The organism is Deltaproteobacteria bacterium, from assembly GCA_019308995.1.
Lineage (GTDB): Bacteria > Desulfobacterota > Desulfarculia > Adiutricales > JAFDHD01 > JAFDHD01.
On the sequence record JAFDHD010000018.1, the window covers coordinates 16,995 to 38,471 of the forward strand.

Sequence of the window (21,477 nt, forward strand, 5' to 3'; positions counted from 1 at the left end):
CTTTATTATCACCGGAAAGCTAAGGACAGGGGCCGCTCCGGTTTTAGATGTGGTCAGGGCTGGGTGAAACAAGGGTTATGAGCGAAGATCATGAAGTCCGCTCAACCGTGGGGCTCGTAATACGCGATCCCGCGCTGGTCCTGGGAATCCTGGCCTCAGTATTCCTGTTTTTCTCGATGCTCCTGTTTCCGGTCTTCGGAATATTGGTTGGTCTATTCACGCCGCTTCCGCTTCTTTATTTTTATTATCAACGGGGAAGAACCATTGGTCTGGTCATGATCGGGCTGGCAACCCTGGTCGTAGGGATCATTTTCTTCATGGATTCCAACCTAGCCGGTGGGCTGATGTTTTTGGGGTACGGTCTGCTGGTGGTGGTCATGGCTGAGAGCTTACGGTTCTCTTTGCCTCCGGAAAAGGTGATCGGTTATCCGGCAGCAGCCTTGCTCGGGCTGGGGTTAGCGGTTTTGATCGTTTCAAGCACGTTTCATGGGCAGAGTCCCTGGGCCTATGGACAGAATGTCATTAAGACCCACATCGAGGAGACGTTCAGGATTTACCAGGACATCTTAACCGCGGCGCAGCAAAGCCGCGCCCCTTTAGAATCAGATCAGGCCGAAGATCGTTCTGGCATAACCGGTGAGGACGAGGGGCGAAAAATAGAGGCCGAGTTCCCGTCAGCAGCCCCGGATGAGGAGTTTGGCAAACTCGCCAGTCTTTTTGTGCGCATTTTCCCCGGCCTGATGATTATAGGAGTGCTCCTTCTGGCCTGGATCAATTTTATGGCCGTCCGATGGCTCCTGGCGTGGAAGGGGGTTCTGCCGCATCATCTGGCTGATCTTAAGAAGTGGAAGGCGCCGGAGGTTTTGATTTGGGGAGTTATTCTTTTCGGTTTTTGCGTGATTTTGCCAATAGAGGCATCCCGGAGTATCGGGCTTAACGGCCTCATGGTTTTAGCCCTGATCTATTTCTTTGCGGGCTTATCTGTTGTGGCCTACTGGTTTGATCTTAAGGCGGTGCCGCGCTTTTTTCGAGTAATTACTTATATGATCATTGCCTTGCAGCAGTATCTGGGTCTGATTATAGTTGGGTTGGGCCTGTTCGATCTTTGGTTTGATTTCAGGAGGCTGAAAAAGGCTCAGTCCAACTCCTGAGCCTGGAGTTTGGGCGTGATGATGAAAGGAGAACAATAATGAGGGTCATCCTGACTACGGATGTGGAGGCCTTAGGTTTAGTCGGTCAGATAGTTGACGTTTCCCGTGGATATGCCCGGAATAAACTTATCCCCGGCCAGTTGGCTGTTGAGGCCACGCCGGGCAATTTGAAGGTCCATGAAAAGGCACGAACCGAATTCGAGGTTCGGTCTCTGAAGGAAAAGGAACAGGCTGAACAGATAGCAAGGCAGATTGAAAAAGTTTTCTTGACCATGGCCCAGAAGGCTGGTGAAAAGGATAAGCTATACGGTTCGGTCACCAGCATGGACCTGGCCAGGGCCATGGCCGAGCAAGGGCTGGAGGTTGATCGTCGCAAGATCAAGCTGGCTGAACCGATCAAGGCCCTGGGTGATTATGAGATTCCGATTAGACTTCATTCAGAAGTTACTGCTATGATAAAGGTTTCAGTGATCAGGGCGGAGGATTGACCCATTTCGGTGCAGCCATGCTTGAGGTCACATCAGATGAAAGGGAGCTTACAGCTTGGTTGAAGGTATAAAGGCATCCGAAGCCGCGGTGAGGCAGACTGGCGCTGCTGGCGCCAAGGTGGAAGAGCTTAAGCTTCCTCCGCAGAGCCTTGAGGCCGAACAATCGGTCCTGGGGGCCATTCTACGGGATGAGACTGCCTTGGTTCGAGTCTTAGAGGTGCGAACCGAGGCAGAAGATTTTTACCGCGAGGCGCATGGCCTCATCTTTGCCAGTATGCGGGGTCTATTCGAGCGCGGCGATCCGGTGGACCTGATTACTCTCTCCGAGGCCCTGAAAAAGACCGGGACCCTGGACAAAGTTGGTGGACCGGCCTATCTGGCGGAGTTGGCCGATGCGGTCGGTACCGCGGCCAACGTTGAACATTATGCCCGCATTGTACGCGAGAAGGCGGTGCTCAGACGGCTTATTACCACCTCCGGCCAGATTTCTGAACAATGCTTTGCTTCGGTTGGCGAGGTGGACCAGGTCCTGGATGATGCGGAAAGGTCTATCTTTTCCATCCGTGACACGCGGCTCGAACAAACGCTTCAGCCTATAGACAGTGGGATGCTGACCAGGACCATTAAAATTATTGAGGATCGGTATGGGAGCGGCGGTTCGATCATTGGCGTTCCCACCGGCTTCAAGGATTTGGACCTGCTGACCTCTGGATTCCAGCCTTCAGACCTGATCATAATCGCTGGCCGTCCTTCCATGGGCAAGACGGCTCTGGCCCTCAACATCGCCATGAATGCCGCCATCCCGGACGAAAGGGATATGAAAGAGGGGGACCCATACAGCGTCGCCTTTTTCTCCCTGGAGATGTCCCAGAACCAGATACTTCTCCGCCTGCTCTGTTCCCTGGCCCGGATTGACCTTCATGCCGTGCGCACCGGCCGGCTGCGGGGTTCGGATTTTACTCTCCTGACCGAGGCTGCAACCAAGCTGACCGAGGCGCCCATTTACATTGACGATAGCGGGGACCTCAGTATTCTGGATATCCGCGCCAAGGCCCGGCGGCTTAAATCCAGACTCCTGAACCAGGGCCAGAACTTGGGCATGATCATTGTTGATTATCTTCAACTAGTCAGGGGCCTGAGCCCTGAAGGCAGAAGGGGCCGGAGCGACAACCGCGAGCAGGAGATTTCGGAAATCAGCCGCTCCCTCAAGGCCCTGGCCAAGGAACTGAACATGCCGGTGGTCGCGCTGTCCCAGTTAAACCGCCAGGTGGAGAGCCGGCCTGACCGCAAGCCTATCCTGGCCGACCTGAGGGAATCCGGGGCCATTGAACAGGATGCGGACGTAATCACCTTTGTCTTTCGCGAGGAAATTTACAAACCTGACTATGAAGAGGTCAAAGGCAAGGCCGAGCTTCTGGTCGGTAAACAGCGTAACGGCCCCACCGGTGTGGTGCATCTGACCTTCCTGTCCCCCTGCGCCCGGTTCAGGTCTGCGGCCCGGCATGAGGCGGAGTATTAATGGCGAAGGATAAGAACCTCCTTAACCAGATTCATTCGCAAGGAGCCGTAACTTATTAGTAAGTTAGAAGGCCAGACAACCGGGCTTAAGTCCAACCAACTCCACCGGCTGCGAAAGATTTACCGTCGCCGGGTTCCCCCTAAATCACTTATCAGTCTCGAGCTGGCCCGGGAGATATCCGGGATTTCATTCGAGATCGGCCGCCAGGTCGGATTGCTGCTAAATCGTTCCGGGTCGGTCGCTTCGGTTGTGGTCGGAGACAGCCGCGGCCTGTTTCTTCCGATCATGGGTCGGCAGAGAGGCGCTCTAACCCGGCTTAAAGGCCTCCGTCTGGTGCATACGCATCTGTCCGGTGAGGGCCTCACTCAGGATGACCTCAACGACCTAGCTGCGCTCCGCCTGGACATGATTGCGGCCATTCAGGTCGGCCCGGAAGGCCTTCCTCAAATGATCGAGGCCGCCCATCTCCTGCCGGCCAATGACGGCAGGGAGACGGTGGCTCGTATATCTGCGGCTAACGTGACCAGCCTGGATATTGATTTTTCCGTCTTGATCCGGTCCCTGGAAGATGAGCTGGCCAGGACTCAAAAGGTCGCCCAGGCGGCCGGGTCCGTGGATCGGGCTATTCTGGTCAGTGTGACCGCTGTTAATAAGGCAAAGGCCGAGGATCATCTGGCCGAACTGGAGGAACTGGCTCAGACCGCGGGGCTCGAAGTCCTGGACAGGATTCTGCTTCATCAGCGCAAAAGCAGGTCCTCGCGTCTCCTTAGCCGGGACCGGCTCAGTGAGCTGACTATTCGAGCCTTTCAGCTGGGTGCGGACCTCCTTGTCTTTGGTCAGGATTTGAGTCCGGCTGAGATCAACAGGCTGAGCGATTTGATTGAACTGCGGATCATTGACCGCACACAACTCATTCTGGATATCTTCGCCCAACGAGCCCGAACCCGGGAAGGCAAGATTCAGGTGGAGATGGCCCAGCTCAACTACCTTCTCCCCCGGCTGATCAGGAAGAATACAGCCATGTCGCGCCTGACCGGCGGCATCGGGGGAAGGGGACCGGGTGAAACCAAGCTGGAAATCAACCGCCGCCGGGTGCGGGAAAGAATATCCCGCTTGAAAAAAGAGCTGGAACTCATCAAGGCCCAGCGCGGCAGGCACCGTGCCCGTCGGGCCCGGGAAGGCCTGCCTGTGGTTTCCATTATAGGCTATACCAACGCGGGCAAGTCTACCCTCCTCAATAATCTGACCCACAGCAACGTGCTGGCCGAAGACCGCCTTTTCGCCACCCTTGACCCCACCAGCCGAAGGCTCAAGTTCCCTCGGGACCGGGCGATCATCATCACTGATACGGTTGGTTTTATCGAGGATTTGCCGCCTGACCTTATTAACGCCCTGGCCGCAACCCTGGAAGAGCTTTCAATCGCGGACCTGCTGCTCCATGTCATTGATACATCCAACCCCCGATTTTCCGAACAGATTCAAACCGTGAACGACCTGCTCGCCAGGCTTGACCTCTCGCACATTCCGGTCTTGCCTGTCCTGAACAAGGTTGACCTGGTTGATCCCAAGATCGTTCCGGGCCTGGCCGGGAGGTACAGGGCCCTGGCCCTGTCTGCCATTGATCCGGACACTTTCTCTCCCCTGGTCAAGGAGCTTCAGCGCCGTTTACACTGGTTTGACGACTTGCCCCTGAAGGCCAAGGGATATGCGCTTTAGCGTCCATTTAAGTACAGTGTCGCAGGGAATAAACCGCATCACCTGGAAACTGTGAAAAAAATTTTATGAGGCAGAATATGAAGAAACCCAGATTCCTTATGCTGTGTCTTGTCTTTTTTTTAGTCCTTTGGTTCCCCCTTTTAAAAGCTGACAATGCAGGGGCCGCCCAGAGCCTGTGGTCCCAGAAAGTCAAATTCCATCATCCGCTCAAGGACGTCTACACTGCCAGCCAGCCCATCTCCGGCTGCGCCTGGGTGGAGACCGACGACGGGGTCGTGCTCATAGACACCTTGCTGACCAAATGGGCCGCCAGGCAAGCATTAAACAAGATCCACGAGACCAGCGGCAAGGTGAAATATATTATCTACACGCATGGCCACCTGGATCATGTGGGCGGATGCGCGGTCTTCATGGCTGACTGTCCAAAGGAGATAATAGCCAACAAGTACGTGCCCGACCGGCTGGATAAGTACAAAATGCTGGCGGAGCACCGGGCCCGCATCGCATCGCAGCAGTTTAATATTCCTGCAAGACCAAGGCAGGTTTATGACTGGATCTATCCGACCAGAACTTTTTTAGGCACATTGACCCTTTCTATTGGCGGCAAGACATTTGAACTCCATTCCGCCCGCGGGGAAACAGACGACGTCTGCTGGATCTGGGTCCCGGAGATCAGAGCGGCCTTTATCGGGGACCTGCTCATCGGTACCTTCCCAAACATTGGCAACCCCTGGAAACCGACGCGGTTTACACTGGACTGGGCCAAGGTTCTGGAAGAAGTGCGAGCCAAGAATCCGGAGTTCGTCTTTTGTAATGGGGCCGGGATTGTTTACCAAGGGAAAGAGGCTCTGGAAGTTCTGGAAGACACCATTGAGGCCATCCGCAGTCTGCATGATCAGGTCGTTGAGTGCATCAACAAAGACATGCACATAACAGAAATGATTCATGCCGTTAAACTGCCAGATCACCTCAAAGACAAACCCTATCTTCGGTTCACATACTCCCGGCCGGAATTCTTCGTCTTCAACACCTACCGCTGGTACCATGGCTACTTTGATCACAATCCGGCTAACCTTCTGCCGCGGCCCCAGAAAGAGGTGAACGCAGAGATTTTTAAGCTTATCGGGGATCAGGATAAAATCCTGCGCAGAGCCAGGGAGCTCTTTAACCAGGGCCAGGCGCAGCTCGGGCTTCAAGTTCTGGATGTACTCATTCAGGCTGTTCCAGATAATATCGCGGCGCGTAAATTACGCATTAAAATCATGGAAGCGCTTAGCTTAGGTGATTACTGCTGGATGTCCCGCAACGCCTGGACTCATTTCATAAAAAAAGACAGACAGTTCATATACTTAAATAGTAATCCTTAAAGTTTTACTTTCAACTCAGGTGAAATCAAATCACCTTATGCTGTTTGGCCTTTCATTGCCTCTGCCTTAAGGCGGTTGAGGGCCTAGAGTCAGTCAAGTATTTTCGGCCCAAACGACGCTTGAGATGAAGCCGGTGAAAATTTTGGACTCCTATCGAGTTTGGTGTTATCCTTGATGAACTCAAACATTCAGAACCAGAGGCTGGAGAAGGTTTGACGCATGCGTGCTGACAGGATTATCCGGATCATCGCTTTGATCCTTTTATGCACCCTGGTTTATTATTTCAGCTACGACCAGGGACGCCGGACTATTAAACCCCGCGTTGACAAGCTTGAGCAGGCCTTGGCCGCCAAGGAGAGGGTCATTGAGGCCCTGGCTTTAGAGGTCCGCCGCCAGAAAGAAAAGGCGGCCAGGCTGGAGGAACAACTGAACCAGGGCGTCCGGGGTGATGTCGCTAAACCTGCCAACCAGGCCCTGGCCAAGGTCTTGATCCGGCTTGGCTCGTCCCGGACCCTGCTCGACCGACGCCTGGTTGTCGCCTGTCTCGAGATTGATCGCGAGGCAAAGCAGGCCATGCTCCAGTTTAACTTCCTCGAAGAAAACAGAATTCAGCCCGTGCTCGTCAAGGTTGGCCAGAGTGTCACCTTCACCTTGGCTGATAAGAAATACATCATTATTTTGGATCAGCTGCTCCCCTCCTCGGTACGCCTGCAGCTCATGACTCAATCGTGATGCATCAGTCATGAACGATAACCTGGAAATCATCCTGAATTTCCTGAGAGAACGTTCAACCCAGGCCCAGGACTGGCTTAAGTCCCCATATCTTTATCTTGATCCTGAGGGTGTCCAGTATTTATTTCAGGAGTTGACCGGCCTCAAAGGTTTGCCTTCGATGAGGCTCGATCCTGGGGAAGGCCGGGCTGAACTGAGGCTCGAAAGCGGCCCCGGCTCTGAACTTCCGCTTCATCTGGTGTATCAGGCCCTGGTTCCCCTGGTCAGGCAAAAAGCGCCTCTGATAAATAGAAAGGAAGAGCTGACTGGATTGGTCCAAAGCTATGCCTGGGTCCAGGGCATGCTCCAGGGAACGCGTTTCCCGGACGGTGCTTTCAATATCGAAATCCTTTTTCACGGGACACGAGGGCTGCTCTTTTATACCAGGGACTTTTTTAGCTCCATGCTGCGGCCCCTCCTGGACCATGACCGGATTTTTACCCTGCAGTGCCCGGTCGAGGCCCTGGTTTACGTGCATGGCCCGGTCATGAAGCAGATCTTTTACCACCATACATATGGCGACAACAAGGAGCATGACTGGCTGCCTCTGGTGCCGGTGGCCATCCAGGCATGTAAGGCGGATGGCTCCAGCCCCGGAACCAGTGAGAACGCGTGCTCAGCTAGGAGCTGATCTGCCTGGGGAAACCGGGTGGATTTTATTTTATCTTTTATGAAAGCAGGTCAGGCCTTATGATCCTTTTACTGTTTTTCTTTTTTATCGTCCTCTTCGTCTCATTTATCTGCTCGTTCTCAGAGGCGGTCCTCCTGTCTCTCACCCACAGCCATGCCGCCTTGCTGGAAAAACAGGGACTCAGGAGCGGGCGGATTCTTGTGGGGCTGAAGGAAAGGATAAATCGTCCCCTGGCGGCCATTTTGACCTTAAATACCATTGCCAACACCCTAGGCGCCGCCGGTGTCGGGGCTCAGACCCTCCACCTCTATGGCAGCAAATGGGTTGCCTTGTCATCAGGGGTGCTAACTTTTTGCATCTTGATTCTGGCGGAGATCGTTCCCAAGACGCTGGGGGCGGTTTACTGGAAGCAATTGTCATCTCCGGCCGCATATTTGATTCGCTTTTTAATCGTCGTTGCCTATCCGTTTGTCGTTATCATTGAAGGCGTTTCCCGTTTGATTGGGACCCGGAAGGATATCATCAAAATAACGCGGGAGGAGGTAATTGTGGCGGCCGAAATCGGCGAGGATGAAGGAGAATTAGTTCAAAGAGAGGAGCGCATCATAAAGAACCTCCTCCGTCTGAACAAAATATACGCCAGAGACATCCTGACCCCCAGGGCCGTTATTTTTGCGCAGCCTAAAGACCAGACCATAGGTGAGGTGCTCAAAGGGAATACTCCGCTCCGTTTTTCACGAATCCCTGTCTTTGGTGAAGACCTCGACGACATCATCGGTATGGTTTACCGATTTGAGCTTCTGGACCTGTTTTCGCGAGAACAGACTGACAAGAAGCTGGAAGCGATTGTCCATCCCGTTCATGTTGTGCCTGAATCCAAATCTATCGCCGAGATCCTCGACGAATTCATTAAACGGCGTGAACATCTCTTTCTGGTGGTGGATGAGTATGGAGGCACGGCCGGGATTGTGACCTTGGAAGATACGATTGAAACCCTGCTCGGCGTGGAGATCGTGGATGAATCTGATTCTATAGAAGATATGCAGGAGTATGCCCGGAGAAAGTGGGCTAAACGAAGGAGAGACGAAGGTCTCTATGAGTGAGTATAAATAAGGGGCCTTGTTTGAGCTTCTCTGCTTCCGTCCTTGACAGACAACATCTTTGCCTTATACTTTAGTTCAAGAGGCAGGTTTATCATGAGCTACTTAAGGAAAATTAAAGAGGAGATTTCATTCAGCCTGCATCTGCGCCGCGAGAAAACCGCCCGGCGTCTGGGCGAACTTTCCTCCCGCGAAAAGAGGCTTTATCTTTTCCGCAACACCCTCGACACCTCACCCAGGACCGAATCGTTTAGATCCTGAACGAAAATTAAGGCAAACGACAAAAATACGTTCCGAATTTTTACATCCTCTCTTTATTTCGTGCAAAATAATCGGGGCGCCAGACATTTCTAGTTTGGCGCCCCTCTGCCGAAGGCAATCTTTTCCCTGTTATGAACCGGTAGTTATTTTGTTAGAAACGATTTTACATCTAGATTGTTGACGGCCAAAGAGAAGGCCTCGCTCAGGGTTTTCTGACCGGTTTTTTGGCCTAGCAGATTGTATTTTTCGGTTCGTCCCGAGACTCGCTCCTGATAAAAGACCTTGCCTTGCCGGTAAACTTTGGCAAAGAAAGTAACCTCGGCCTTAAAGTTACTTCCGACCAGGTCCAGCAGAACCTTTTCGATCTCGAGGGTTAGCGTCACGATCTCCTTAGAAGGCTGCTGGATGACACTTACGCCTAGGTTGCTGAGCCGCAAGTTCAATGCGTCTGTGAAGTCCTGTTTGATATCCGTGGTGGCGGTCTTTTCCTCATCCGGCTTGGCGGTCCGTTCAAACAGGTTTATGACTGAACCGGTGCCAGACCAGATCTTCATCTGTTTGACCTTCGGGCTGAGGATTTCCTTGACCGGGCGCATGTCTTTTACCTGGAGATAGATTCTTTTTACGGTCAAGGGTTTCTCTGTATCAGTTTTGTAACTGATACCCTTTTCCTGTGTAGCGCAGCTGCTTAAAAACAACAGGGCCAAGACGGCTGGCATGATCCTCTTCATCGGTCTCTCCTTTTTCTTTTGTAATAGGAACTCATCATATCTCAAGCGGTCTCTCAGTTCAAATAAAAAAGAGCTATTGTTATTTCTGGTTTTTCTTTCAATGCGTTTTATATCTTCAATCATTGTTCAGGATGGCGCCCGGATCTGCTTCAGAAAGTCGAAGCAAAGAACTTTGTTCAGGGAGCCTGGACAAACGTACCAGGTCTTACCGATATTTTTCACGCCGTTTCTTTCGAGCCGCCCGTTTCCAATCCTTGTCTTTTCTGTCTTTCCTTCTTTTTTCGCCTTGATGACGCCGCCACAGGTCTGGATCGCGCTCAGGCTCCAGCTTGAAGGTGCCGGGCGTTGGCGGTTCAGGTGGAGGCGAGGGTTTCTTTTTTTCCGCCACGGTTTTTTCTGGAGGCAAAGACGGCCCGGAAAAGAATTGCGGGGACAGGTCTTTGACCAGGTAGATTATCTCGAGCGGGCGCCAGAATACGGTCCCCTGTCGGCTTGCCTTGGCCGCCTGGACAGTCAAGAGAATGGGCTGCCGGTCTCGGCGGCTGCCGACGCGCAGAGCCATTTCAGGCGTCATGTAGAGGGGCACCCAGGGCCATTGGCTGGGCTTAAGCCCATGCTCGAGGATAGCGGGGTAGGCCTTACGCCGGGCAGCGTGATACAACAAGACCGGGGGATTGACTTCAGGAAATGGTCCCAGTTCAAGGTGCGTCTCGCCAGGCGCCACCCTGATCTGCTTATCTGCTATCTCAAATGTGGTGTCTGCCGGTTCTCTGACCAGGGCGTCGAGATGACTTTCCCGGACAAATGACCACCCTTGTTCCTCCCTGAGGGCAATCAGGAGTTCCTTGGTTGAAACAAAGCCCTCTTCATCCAATAACAGGCCGAATTCATCGGGTCGGTGGCCAAGCATGTATGTTACCATGCGGCTCAGGCTTTGCCGCTGCTGCCTGATTTTTTGTTTGCTCACCTTCCGGCTGTCTTGGTTTTCCTTTGCTTATTTATTGAAAATAGTAGCATGAAACAGGGATAAAAAAAAGGCCGGCTCATTCAGCCGGCCTCAAGAGGCAGGTTCTTCCTTAGTGGACTTTAATCTCTATCTTTTTGGGTTTGGATTCTTCTGTTTTCGGTAATGTCACCTTGAGGACGCCGTTTTCCATCTTGGCATTGATTTTTTCACGATCAACATTTTCGGGTAAGTTGAAAACTCGAACGTAAGTTCCATATCTGCGTTCACGCAGGTGGTATTCTTCCTGCTCTTCTTTCTTTTCTTCCTCATGCTCCGCCGTCAGCTTCAGCTGCCCGTCGTTGACTTCAAGCTGGATCTCTTTTTCAGCAAAGCCCGGCAGTTCAGCTGTGACAAGGTATTCATGCTCGGTCTCAGCAACATCTACCCGAGGGGTGATCGTGTACTCCTTTTCCTCGAAGGTGTCAAAGAAGAAGGGCCTGAAGAGATCATCAAAAAGCCTGCGCCTCGGAAGCAACCCTTTTAATGGATCATAAAGTGTTAGTGCTGTCATTTTTCCATCCTCCTTTCTTCAACTTCATTTACCTGTAACATAAGTCCGAAGTCGTCTTTGTCAACCCTCAGGAATCGGGAATGCGAGATGAAGGCCTCTGATGATTGACACCGGATGAGCATTGGGATATTTTTAAATAATGGTTGATCGGAATAACAAAGAAGCAGAGGCAGTTGAGGAGGAGCTCGAGGAGTTAGAACCCTCGTCCGGGGATGACCTTCTGCCAATAACCAGAATAGAGGCTGAGGCTCCGGCTCTCTATGATCCCCTGGATCGCTATTTTTACGAAGTCGGGAAGTACCATCTCCTGACCCGGGAAGAGGAGACGGCTCTGGCGATCAAGGTCCGGGAACACCACGACCAGGAAGCAGCTTACCGTCTGGTAACGTCAAACCTGAGGCTCGTTATCAAAATCGCCATGGATTTCCATCGCCATTGGACAAAGAACCTGCTGGATTTGATCCAGGAAGGCAATGTCGGCTTGATACAGGCAGTTTCCAAATTCAACCCTTACCGCGGCGTCAAGTTCTCCTATTATGCCTCCTTCTGGATCAAGGCGTATATTCTCAAGTTTATCCTGGACAACTGGCACCTGGTGCGGGTGGGCACAACGCAGGCCCAGCGCAAGCTCTTCTTTAACTTGAAAAAGGAAAAGGAAAAATTACTAGCTCAAGGAATTGATCCCGGCCCCAAGCTCCTGGCAGAACAACTTCAGGTCAGGGAAAAGGATGTAATCGAGATGGAGCCCCGTCTGGAGGGGGCAGAGATTTCCCTGGATGCCTCGGCGTACGAAGACTCAAAGGACGCCTTCCTTACATTTTTACCGGCTGATGAGACGGAAACGGATGATTTCCTGGCGAAAAAAGAGATCAAAAAAATGCTGCATGCGATTGTGGAAGATTTTCGGCAGACACTCGAAGGCCGCGACCTGGATATCTTCGACAACCGTATTTTAGCTGAAAATCCACTAACTTTGCAGGAGATGGGTCAGAAATACGATATCTCCCGGGAGCGTATCCGGCAGCTTGAAGATCGAATAAAAAAGAATCTTCGCCAGCGTTTTATGGAAGAGTTCCCAGAATTTACCGCAGATGATTTCCTGGCGGCCATTGGAATGGAGGATTAATCCTTGCGGTACCAAGGCACTGTCTACCGACCGCCAAGTGAAGCGCAAAGCCTGCTCATCCAGGCAACGATCGGCTGTCCGCTATGCTCCTGAGCGATCATATTTCCAATTACATCAATCTTACGGGGGAGCTGCCAGGGGACAGGCCGGAGCTGCTGGCTGATCTTGAGGCGGCCATGGATCTGGACTGCTCCCAACTAGCTCGACGTCTAACGGTCTTATAGTTGCAGGGTTGGTCACGGCGGCTGGAGGGCTTATTTAAACTTCATAGCAGGAAGGAAAAATTTTTGTCTATTATTCGATTTTTTTTAGCCTGGTGTATGCTGACGCCATTTGTGCTGATCTGTGCTTGCGCTCCTGTTCCGCCCGCATCCATTTCGGCTTCAAGTCCTTATCCGGACGAATCCAAGGAGCAGAAGCCTGTCTCTAAGGCCTCTCTGGATCAGCTTCCCCGGGCGGCAGCCTACTATTATTTTATGCTGTCCAACCTTTCTCTGGCTGCGGGTAAGGCCCAGCTTGGCCTTGAATATCTCAACACTGCCAGGCAAATAGACCCGGAGTCGGCTTTTTTAGAAGGTGAGCTGGCATATTATTATCTCAGGGGAGGTCAATCGGCAGAGGCCCTGAAGCACGCCCGCTCGGCTGTGGCCAAGAATCCTGACTATCGCCCGGCGCGTCTCTTGCTGGCCGGATTTCTCAAGGCCATGAAGCGGCACGAGGAGGCCATTGCGGAGTATAAGACCATCTTAGAAAAGGACCCTGACGCCTACGAGGTTCTCATGCGCCTGGGGATGATATACATGGATCTCCGGCGGTATGAGCAGGCAGAAAAGGTTTTGACGCATCTGCTTGAGATCAAGCCGGAGTCTCATTTTGCTATTTTTTATCTTGGACGGATCGCCTTGGCCCGGAAGGAGGTTGTCCGGGCTGAGGAGCGTTTTTTAGAGGCATTGAAGATTGCCCCGGAGTTCGAACCCGCCTTTAGCAATCTGGTTATCCTGTATGAAAAAGATGAAAAGCCAGAAAAATTAGAAGAGCTCGAGAAGGTATATCAAAAATTGATACGCCTCAAACCCTCAGCCAATCAGGCCCGAATCCTCATGGCCCGGCTCTACCTCAAGTTCGGGCGGGAGAAGCAGGCTCAGGAGCTGTTCGATGAATTAAAGGCCGAGGCGCTAAACCCTAAAGATATCGGGCTTCGCATCGGCCTGGTCTATTTTGAACGGGGTCAGTTTGAAAAGGCCATCAAAGAGCTTCGACTCGTTCTTGAATCCGATCCGGACAACGTTCGGGCTAGATATTATTTGAGCCTGGCCTACGAGGAAACGGAGGAGTACCAGAAAGCCGTCGAGGGTTTTTTGTTCTTCAAGCCTGAATCGGATTTCTTTGTGGAAGCCCGGCTGCACCTGGCCTATGCCATGAGCGAGCTTGATGACCTCAAGGCCGCCATTCAATATATCAAGGAGGCCATCGAGCATAAGCCTAAACAGTCGGTTCTGTACCGCTCCCTGGCCACTCTTTACGAGGAGAACGAACAGTTAGACCTGGCAAAAGAGACCGTGGAAAAGGGTTTGAGAATGGACCCCCAAAACCTGGGCCTGAACTTCCGCCTGGGCGTTATACTTGACAAGTTTAAAGACAAGGAAGGTTCAATCAGGCAGATGAAAGGGGTCATTGAACTTGACCCTGAGCATGCCGACGCCATGAACTACCTGGCATACACCTGGGCTGAGATGGGCAGCAACCTGGATGAGGCCCTAATGCTGGCGCAAAAGGCTGCCAAGATCAAACCAAATGCCGGTTATATCATTGACACCATTGGCTGGATTTATTTCCAGCAGGGTATTTTCCCTTCAGCTCTAGAACATTTGAAACGAGCGGCCGAGCTCATGCCCGAAGATCCGGTCATTCATGAACATCTGGGTGACACCTATTTCAAGCTGGAGCAGTTTCAGAAGGCCTTTGAGGTTTACCTCGAGGTTCAGAAACTCGGTCCAGAAGACAAGGACCGTCTTGAAAAGAAGATCAGGGACCTTAAAGGCCTCTTGCCTTAAACTGGCCGGCTCGAGACAGATTTTGCTGGCTCTGCTGGCCTTTTCGTTCGCGGGCTGCGCGTCCTTAGCTCCTGTAATCCCTGAGCCCCCTCTGCCCGAGGCCTCGGCGCTGGTGGACCATTTTCGCGCTCAGCAAGGCAGGATTAAAAGTTTTGTCGCCCGGGGCCGGCTGCGGGTCGAGAGTCCTCAAGTTAATTATCAGGCCAAGATCACCTTGGCCGCTGTTCGTCCTGCCCGTTTCAGGCTGACAGCGATTGATTTTTTTGGGCGCTCAATGATGACTCTTGCCTCTAACCAGGGTGAAATCTTCTTCCTAGATCACAGTCGGGCCAGGCTATACCGGGGACCGATCAGCCAGGGAACCTTAAAGCGCTTCTTGCCTTTCAACCTAAAAATTTCTGATATCATTACCTTTTTTGTCGGCGGTGTTATATTGTCTTCCCACCAGGAGGCTGAAGTTTCGCGGGTGGAGCCTGGCCTGTGGCGCCTGAGCCTGCTGGGACCGAACAAGGCTACGAAGGAACGAATTTACCTGGACCCGTTGAACAGGCGTGTCCTTCGCATTGAGATGAGTTTTAAAGCGGAAGATGGTTTGATGCAGATCGAATTTTCAGACTATCGCGATCTGGAAGGTCAGGAGATTCCGTTTCACATACGACTGACGGATCGGCAGGAAAAGGCTGAGCTGATCCTGGATTACCAGGAGTTGAAACTTGATTTCGAACTCCCGGACAGGCTTTTCAATCTGTCAGCGCCGCCGGGCGTCGAGGTGATTGATCTGCCGGGCTGAGGGAGACATGGAGTTAAAACTTGCGGCTGACAGTATGCTGGGCGGTCTGGCCAGATGGCTGCGGTTGTTAGGGCTTGACACGTATTATTTGCAGCATGGCCCGGGGACTCCTCTGCCAGATCGTATCTTGCTCACCCGCCGCACCGGCCGGCCCCATCAGCCCCGGCTCAGGGGGTGGCTGGAGGTCATCAACCTCTCGCAAAACCGAACCCTGTCCCAGTTACAAGAGGCGGTTCAGGCCCTGGGCTTGAAAAAGGAAGACATCCACCCACTGACCCGCTGCAGCGTCTGCAACCATCTGCTTCAAAAGGTGTCCAAGGAAGAAGTTCTGGGCCGCGTCCCGGAGTTCGTTCACGGTCATCACGATGAGTTTTCCCTGTGTCCAGGTTGTGGGCGCATCTATTGGCCTGGCACTCATCACGGCCGTATGCAGGTGGTGATCCAGGGGTTATGGGAGAATTCTTCTTAGAAAAAAAGGCCGCCGTCATCCAATTTTTTATGCAATTGGCAAAAGAACTTATAGAAAGAAATTAAAGAAGAGATTGCTTGGCAGAGCCCTCCCGGAGCGAGAGCAGAGGGCTCGCCATGACATGTTATTGATCCCGCTCTCGCGGGATGTTATTTGGGTGTGATTATATCACGCCCTGTTCCTTTAGCTCGGCTATTTTTTCTTTGCTGTAACCCAGAAGATCGCCATATATTTCCTCATTATGTTCGCCCACCCGCGGGGCGCGCCTTTCGACCCGGCCCGGAGTCTTAGAGAGCCTGATGGGTATGCCGCACACGGGCACCCTTTCCAACCCCGGCACTTCCAGATCCGTATATTCGACCATATTCTGTGATTCGATATGCGGGTCCCTGGAGACTTCATCCGGGCCCAGGTAGCGCCCGCAGGGGATACGCGCTTCTTCCATGACGGCCAGCACCTCGTCTACGGTTCTCTGCGCAGTGAATTCAGCGATTTTGGGATCAATGCGCTCACGGTGCTCGAAACGCGCATAGTCATTATAAAGATCAGGGTCGTCAAGAAGTTCCTCATGCCCGATGGCCTTGGCCAGTCTTTTCCAGAGCGTATTCATCAGGGTGGCGATAAAGACATAGCCGTCCTTGCACTTGAAGAGGTCAGTCGGTCCGACGTAGGCGGCGCGGTTGCCAAGGTTGGGCCGGAGCCTTTCGAGCACTTCAGCTTCTGCGATGAAAGGCCCCATAAAGGAGGTTGCGGTTCGGAGCAGGGCCAGGTCCACCATCTGTCCCTCGCCGGTGGCGTCGCGGTGCCGCAGGGCCAGCAGGGTCCCCACGGTGGCGCACAGGGCGGTGCCATAATCCACCCAGGACATCATGGCCCGAAGAGGCGGCTTGTCCGGATAGCCGCCGATTCCGAGTGAGCCGGATACGATCTGGGCGATGTAGTCAAAGCCGGTGCGCTGTGAGTAAGGCCCTTCGCTGCCATAGCAGGAGATAGCGGTATAAATAATATCAGGCTTGATGGCCTTCATATCTTCATAGGTCAGGCCCATGATCCGCCTTGCACCGGGGCTGAAGTTCTGAATAATCACATCGGCCTCCTTGACCAGGTCGGCCAGGACCTCGCTCGCGTGTTTGTTTCCCATGAGGTTCAAGGTGATGGCTTTCTTGTTGCGGGCGTAATTGGGATAGGACATGTTCTGACCGTTAGGTCCCAGCAGCCCAATGGTTCGATCTTCTTCACCTCCAGACCGTTCAACGCGGATTACTTCAGCTCCCATATCCGCTAAAATCATGCCGCAATAAGGGCAGGCAATGAAACGACCCCAGTCAAGGACCTTGATATCTTCGAGAACCCTTTTCATATTACCACCTCCGATAGATGAATCTTGATGCTCAAGTATATAAACAGGCCGGATCGGCTTTTGTCATTGGAACAAGAGCGTTTAAACAATTTCACACCTTACAGGGAAAAATGTCTTATAGTGCGGTGATTATTATTAATGGAAGCATAATTATATCTAAAGTCAAGGGAATGGTCCTCATACGGGCACATTTTCCACAATAGCGGTATCGAGGTCAAGACCCTTTGAACTCAGATGCTGTTTTTTTAAGAAGGCAAGAGAAGCCTAACCAGAGGGTATTTAAAACGATAAGGTCAGGGTGGTGAATGCAACCACGATACACCTTTATTATTTACCCGAGAGCGCTCACTCACATTAGCCTTGCCAAAGAAAGCTTTGATAAGTATACTCTGCGATTATTATAGGATTACGGGTTGATCAATTAAAGACACACTAAAATCAAGGCGAGGTTGGAGGGATAAAAAAAAGTATGATACTGTGTCTGCTACCATTTTGAGAAGTATGGAAAGCCGCGTTCAGGGCGCTTGTGTAAAAGACAAAAAAATAGAGCTAAGGAAAGGAGATGGTCATGAAAATACTGCGAGTCAATATGAGTAACCTTGAGACTAGCTTGGAGGATCTCCCGCAAGAATGGCAGATACTTGGCGGCCGGGCCCTGTCAGCCCAGATTTTGAAAAAGGAAGTGTCTCCGGCAGCGGACCCGCTTGGACCTGAGGCCAGGCTCGTTATCGCCGCCGGTCCATTGGCCGGTACCTTGGCCCCGTCCTGCGGCCGGATATCTGTCGGAGCGAGGAGCCCGCTCACCCTGGGGATCAAGGAGGCCAATGCCGGCGGACCAACAGCGCAGAAGCTGGACAGGTTAGGGATTCGGGCCATAGTAGTCCAAGGCGCGGCCCAGGATGGCAAACCTCATCTCCTCAAGATAGACAAGGATGGAACAGTACTCGAGCCTGCAGATGACTACCAGGGGATGAAGACTTATGAATTAGCCGAAGCGCTTCTTAAAAAATATGATAACAAGGCCGCGGTGATTTCCATCGGACCGGTGGGCGAAAAGAAATATAAGTCCGCGACTGTGGCCTTCACCGACAAGGATGGTCATTGTTCGCGGCATGCCGGGCGCGGCGGCCTGGGCGGGGTCATGGGCGCCAAGGGGCTCAAGGCGATTGTGGTTGATGACAGCGGCGCGCCGTCCATAGACCTTGCAGATAAAGAGGCGTTCAGGGAGGCGGTGCGAGGCTGGACGGACATAATCAAGTCCGATCCTATGATCCAGAATATGAGTAAGTATGGTACACCCGGTGTGATTGTCCCGCTGCGATCCATGGGGAGTATGCCTTCTAAAAATTACTCCAGCGAGCCGACTGAGGGTTTTGAAAATCTCAGCGGACAGTCCATTGAGAAGATAAACCAGGAAAGAGGCGGCTCCATGGACGGCTGCATGCCCGGCTGCATCGTCAGATGTTCGGTGGTTTACAATGATGCACAGGGAAAACATCTGACTTCCGCCTTAGAGTACGAGACCCTGGCCCTCATGGGCACCAACCTGGGTATTAATGATCCTGACGCCCTGGCCAGATTTGACCGCTTCTGTGACGAAATGGGCATTGATACGATTGAGCTGGGTAGCGCCATGGGCGTGGCAGCCAGCGCTGGAAAGATGGCCATGGGTGATGTTGATTCGGCCATGGCTCTGCTGGAAGAGGTCGAGAAAGGCACAGAATTCGGCGCTACCCTGGCCAATGGCGTTGTTTCCACCTCCAAGGCCCTGGGCGTGACTAGGGTTCCGGCCTTCAAGGGCCAAGCCATGCCAGCTCATGACGCCCGGGTCACCAAGGCCACCGGCGTAACCTATCACACCAGCCCCATGGGCGCGGACCATACGGCCGGACTGTCCTATGATGATCCTATGAACAAGGAAGGTCAGGTGGAAAAGTCCCTCATAACACAGATAGCTAATGCCGCCATGGATGCCTTTGGTTATTGTAATCTGGCCGCGCCCGGTGATACGAAAGCGCTTTTTGAATTTTTAAAAAATTTGATCAACGCGCGTTACGGATTAAGTATCGGGGCGGAAGACATCGTCAATATTGGCAGAGCGACCCTGAAGGCAGAACTTGAGTTCAATGAAGGAGCCGAGTTCAGTAAAATCCACGAGCCTTATCCTGAATTTGTCAGAAATGAACCCCTGGCTCCGACGGGCAGTGTGTTTGACGTTGATCTCGATGAGATTGCCAAGATTTGGGAGAAGCTGGACTCCATAGCGGTTATTTAAAGGAATTATTGATCAAAGCTCGGTTGAAGACAGCCGCTGAAAACCAGACGGGCGTGTATCGTTTTGGAGTTAAATACCAGTGTATCCAGAGGCCGGAACCCTGGGAAGCCCTTCTTGGTAAGATAGATACCAGAAAAGATAATCAGCTCTAAACTGGTCTGAAGCCGCAATTTTGCTTTAATGTTTTGGTATGAAGCGCTTGTATCTTGCCTGCGGTTTGAGTGAGAATTGAGCAAGTGAGACGGCTGGGGTTCCTGATGACCGTAAAAAAGTATTCCCTGAAAACGCTTTTCAGGTGTTTTTTGTCTGGAGTCGGTCTTGCCCTTCTTGGCTCCTGGCTGCTCTCAGCCTTCAGGCTCAGCCTGGTGCTAGAAGCTCTTTCGCTCGGGGAGAAAAAGGAGGTTTTACTTTTCCTGGACTTTATCTTCATGAGTCTGGCCTTCTTCGGCCTTTTTATGGCGCTAGCTGTCCTGTTCGAGCTTAAGGCCCGAATTAATCGGATTGACGCTTTAGGGGAAGAGCAGTGGTGAAGCCAGGCAAACTGGGGTTTGCCTGAAGTTTTAGATGAAAGGCGCCAAGAGTATTTATTCTTTCATTCTGACTCAAGATTCATATTTATGGACTTGAGCAGCTCACCGGCTTCATTGAACTCAGGGTTGATTTCAAAGGCCCGGGTAACTAGCTCCTTGGCCTTTTTGAGATCTTTCGTCAGGATGAAAACCCGGCTTAAATTATAGTAGATATTTTCATCATTCGGGTTGACTTTGAGGGCCTTTTGGTACTGCTTGATAGCCTCCTGAAGCTTGCCTTGACGACGATACACGATACCCAATGAATTGTAAACATTAACGGTATTGGGATTGATGCGGGCCACTTCCAGGAGAACCTGCTCGGCACTTTCATCCATTTCTTTTTCGATATAGATGTCCGCCGCTTTCTGGAAGGCTTTTTCCGCCTCCTCTTTCTGGCCCAGCTGCGTGTAAACCTCTCCCATCTGTTGATAGGCCCGGGCATGGTGGCTATTGATCAGCGTGGCCTTGCGGAAGCAGAGAATAGCCTCGTCATAATTGCCTTGGGCTGTCTGAATATAGCCCATGTTATAAAAAACTTCTGCGCTTTCGCTTTCTATGGAGAGGATTCGTTTGAAGGTGGTTAGGGCTTCGTCCCAGCGGTTTTCCTTCATGAGCTTCATACCCTGGGTATAATTCATTTCAGCTTCAATATTTTTCGGGTCCAGATCAACCTGAATGACACTCTGGATTTTTTTCTTGAACGTTTCAGAAGAAAAAGGATGCAGGATCAAATCACTGACTCCGGCCTCCCCGGCCTCGATGACCTGACCCCTGGTGATTTTCTCCACCACCAGTAAAACTGGCAGGACGCTGTGCTTTGAATCAGCCCGTATAATTTTGAGGAGGACAATCCCGCTCATATCCGGGAGGTCCCCGGAGGAGACGATAAAGTCTATATTAGAGTTTTTGATGATGGACCAGGCTTCAGTCCCGTTTTCCGCCTCAAGGATGTCGCTGTATTCCATGTCATGGAGGATGCGAACTTCAGTTTTGCGAAGTACGGCATCGCTTTCGATGACCAGGAAAGTCAAATTTTGCAGAGGAGGCACAGGCTACTCCTTCTGATCTGGCGATTATCCATCATAATTTAACGAAATTTTCAGTCTATGTCCAATCTTAATTTCGGAGGCTGGTCTTTTATTTCGGGCAGGGTCCCCTGGCGTTCATGGAAGTAGAGTGAAAAACTAGCCTCAAGTATTTCGAGAATCTCTTGCCCAGCCATGGTGGGAACGACAAAAAACTGTATATCATCCAGGGTGACGTTCTCAGAATCTAAAACTTTTTCGGCCAGATAACGAGACTGGGCAGCATTGTCGGCTTTTGGGTCAAGGTCCAGGGTTTCGTGGCATGTTTCCCCCCAGGTGGTGCAGTAGATAATTTCTGCCGTTGCGATACGGTCCAGTTGCGGCGGTTCTTCAAGATTGATGATCAGGAGTTCAGGGCCGCTTTTTTGCGGGACAGGGGTTTTTTTTCGGCTCAGGGCCTTGAGATCCAGGCCGGAGAAATATTTATCCAGGACATCGAGCAGGGCGAAGAAGGTCTCCCGGCTGAGAGGCCGAGGCCCCGGCCGCAGCACTAG

Annotated in this window: 22 protein-coding genes; 16 read left to right on the top strand and 6 right to left on the bottom strand. The window is 52.1% G+C overall.

What is annotated here, in order from left to right; translation table 11 throughout:
- Nucleotides 1-77 precede the first annotated feature (77 nt).
- The 9 genes from JRI95_05260 to JRI95_05300 all read left to right on the top strand — a co-directional run bounded on the left by JRI95_05260 (nucleotide 78) and on the right by JRI95_05300 (nucleotide 9,004).
- A complete protein-coding gene (locus JRI95_05260; protein ID MBW2060957.1) occupies nucleotides 78-1,151 on the top strand; it encodes a DUF2232 domain-containing protein in 1,074 nt (357 codons plus the stop codon).
- Nucleotides 1,152-1,189: 38 nt separating this feature from the next.
- Nucleotides 1,190-1,639 carry a 50S ribosomal protein L9 gene (locus JRI95_05265; GenBank protein MBW2060958.1) on the top strand — a complete coding sequence of 150 codons (450 nt, stop codon included), beginning with the start codon at nucleotides 1,190-1,192 and terminating at the stop codon, nucleotides 1,637-1,639.
- Nucleotides 1,640-1,727: 88 nt separating this feature from the next.
- Entirely contained in the window at nucleotides 1,728-3,158 is a 1,431-nt protein-coding gene (gene dnaB, locus JRI95_05270) for a replicative DNA helicase (GenBank protein MBW2060959.1), read from the top strand.
- A 54-nt stretch (nucleotides 3,159-3,212) separates the two neighbouring features.
- Nucleotides 3,213-4,874 carry a GTPase HflX gene (gene hflX, locus JRI95_05275; protein MBW2060960.1) on the top strand — a complete coding sequence of 554 codons (1,662 nt, stop codon included), beginning with the start codon at nucleotides 3,213-3,215 and terminating at the stop codon, nucleotides 4,872-4,874.
- 77 nt (nucleotides 4,875-4,951) lie between these two features.
- The gene (locus tag JRI95_05280) at nucleotides 4,952-6,241 is read left to right on the top strand and encodes an MBL fold metallo-hydrolase (GenBank protein MBW2060961.1); all 1,290 of its coding nucleotides are present in this window, start codon (nucleotides 4,952-4,954) and stop codon (nucleotides 6,239-6,241) included.
- A 219-nt stretch (nucleotides 6,242-6,460) separates the two neighbouring features.
- Nucleotides 6,461-6,973: a hypothetical protein gene (locus JRI95_05285; protein ID MBW2060962.1), complete on the top strand. Its 513-nt coding sequence runs from the start codon at nucleotides 6,461-6,463 to the stop codon at nucleotides 6,971-6,973.
- 10 nt (nucleotides 6,974-6,983) lie between these two features.
- Nucleotides 6,984-7,643, top strand: a complete 660-nt coding sequence (locus JRI95_05290) for a hypothetical protein (GenBank protein MBW2060963.1) — start codon at nucleotides 6,984-6,986, stop codon at nucleotides 7,641-7,643.
- 59 nt (nucleotides 7,644-7,702) lie between these two features.
- Complete coding sequence (locus JRI95_05295; GenBank protein MBW2060964.1) at nucleotides 7,703-8,746, top strand: HlyC/CorC family transporter; 1,044 nt, start codon at nucleotides 7,703-7,705, stop codon at nucleotides 8,744-8,746.
- A 93-nt stretch (nucleotides 8,747-8,839) separates the two neighbouring features.
- Complete coding sequence (locus tag JRI95_05300) at nucleotides 8,840-9,004, top strand: hypothetical protein (GenBank protein ID MBW2060965.1); 165 nt, start codon at nucleotides 8,840-8,842, stop codon at nucleotides 9,002-9,004.
- Between the two features lie 143 nt (nucleotides 9,005-9,147).
- On the opposite strand, the gene JRI95_05305 is transcribed toward JRI95_05300, so the two are convergent.
- From JRI95_05305 to JRI95_05315, 3 genes are all read right to left on the bottom strand, one after another.
- Nucleotides 9,148-9,735 (bottom strand): hypothetical protein, encoded by a 588-nt coding sequence (locus JRI95_05305; protein MBW2060966.1) that lies wholly within the window; start codon nucleotides 9,733-9,735, stop codon nucleotides 9,148-9,150.
- Nucleotides 9,736-9,940: 205 nt separating this feature from the next.
- The gene (locus tag JRI95_05310) at nucleotides 9,941-10,702 is read right to left on the bottom strand and encodes an RNA 2'-phosphotransferase (GenBank protein MBW2060967.1); all 762 of its coding nucleotides are present in this window, start codon (nucleotides 10,700-10,702) and stop codon (nucleotides 9,941-9,943) included.
- Between the two features lie 109 nt (nucleotides 10,703-10,811).
- Nucleotides 10,812-11,252, bottom strand: coding sequence for an Hsp20/alpha crystallin family protein (locus JRI95_05315; GenBank protein ID MBW2060968.1), 441 nt, complete (start codon nucleotides 11,250-11,252; stop codon nucleotides 10,812-10,814).
- 139 nt (nucleotides 11,253-11,391) lie between these two features.
- On the opposite strand from JRI95_05315, the gene JRI95_05320 reads away from it, so the two are divergent.
- The 5 genes from JRI95_05320 (at nucleotide 11,392) to JRI95_05340 (ending at nucleotide 15,691) form a co-directional block, all read left to right on the top strand.
- A complete protein-coding gene (locus JRI95_05320; protein ID MBW2060969.1) occupies nucleotides 11,392-12,378 on the top strand; it encodes an RNA polymerase factor sigma-32 in 987 nt (328 codons plus the stop codon).
- An 83-nt stretch (nucleotides 12,379-12,461) separates the two neighbouring features.
- Nucleotides 12,462-12,602 (top strand): hypothetical protein, encoded by a 141-nt coding sequence (locus JRI95_05325; GenBank protein ID MBW2060970.1) that lies wholly within the window; start codon nucleotides 12,462-12,464, stop codon nucleotides 12,600-12,602.
- A gap of 63 nt (nucleotides 12,603-12,665) precedes the next feature.
- Complete coding sequence (locus JRI95_05330; GenBank protein MBW2060971.1) at nucleotides 12,666-14,432, top strand: tetratricopeptide repeat protein; 1,767 nt, start codon at nucleotides 12,666-12,668, stop codon at nucleotides 14,430-14,432.
- Nucleotides 14,392-15,222, top strand: a complete 831-nt coding sequence (locus JRI95_05335; GenBank protein ID MBW2060972.1) for a DUF4292 domain-containing protein — start codon at nucleotides 14,392-14,394, stop codon at nucleotides 15,220-15,222. Before JRI95_05330 ends, JRI95_05335 begins: the two co-directional genes overlap by 41 nt.
- 7 nt (nucleotides 15,223-15,229) lie before the next feature.
- Nucleotides 15,230-15,691 (top strand): Mut7-C RNAse domain-containing protein, encoded by a 462-nt coding sequence (locus JRI95_05340; GenBank protein ID MBW2060973.1) that lies wholly within the window; start codon nucleotides 15,230-15,232, stop codon nucleotides 15,689-15,691.
- Nucleotides 15,692-15,854: 163 nt separating this feature from the next.
- Here JRI95_05340 and JRI95_05345 read toward each other — a convergent pair whose 3' ends face one another.
- Nucleotides 15,855-17,051 (bottom strand): CoA transferase, encoded by a 1,197-nt coding sequence (locus JRI95_05345; GenBank protein ID MBW2060974.1) that lies wholly within the window; start codon nucleotides 17,049-17,051, stop codon nucleotides 15,855-15,857.
- 568 nt (nucleotides 17,052-17,619) lie between these two features.
- Between JRI95_05345 and JRI95_05350 the strand changes: the two genes are divergently transcribed.
- The gene (locus JRI95_05350) at nucleotides 17,620-19,326 is read left to right on the top strand and encodes an aldehyde ferredoxin oxidoreductase (protein MBW2060975.1); all 1,707 of its coding nucleotides are present in this window, start codon (nucleotides 17,620-17,622) and stop codon (nucleotides 19,324-19,326) included.
- Nucleotides 19,327-19,583: 257 nt separating this feature from the next.
- A complete protein-coding gene (locus JRI95_05355) occupies nucleotides 19,584-19,856 on the top strand; it encodes a hypothetical protein (GenBank protein MBW2060976.1) in 273 nt (90 codons plus the stop codon).
- 62 nt (nucleotides 19,857-19,918) lie between these two features.
- On the opposite strand, the gene JRI95_05360 is transcribed toward JRI95_05355, so the two are convergent.
- Together JRI95_05360 and JRI95_05365 are read right to left on the bottom strand one after the other, a co-directional pair.
- Nucleotides 19,919-20,947, bottom strand: coding sequence for a tetratricopeptide repeat protein (locus JRI95_05360; GenBank protein MBW2060977.1), 1,029 nt, complete (start codon nucleotides 20,945-20,947; stop codon nucleotides 19,919-19,921).
- Nucleotides 20,948-20,997: 50 nt separating this feature from the next.
- On the bottom strand, nucleotides 20,998-21,477 hold a 480-nt coding region (locus JRI95_05365; protein ID MBW2060978.1), incomplete at its 5' end, for a hypothetical protein.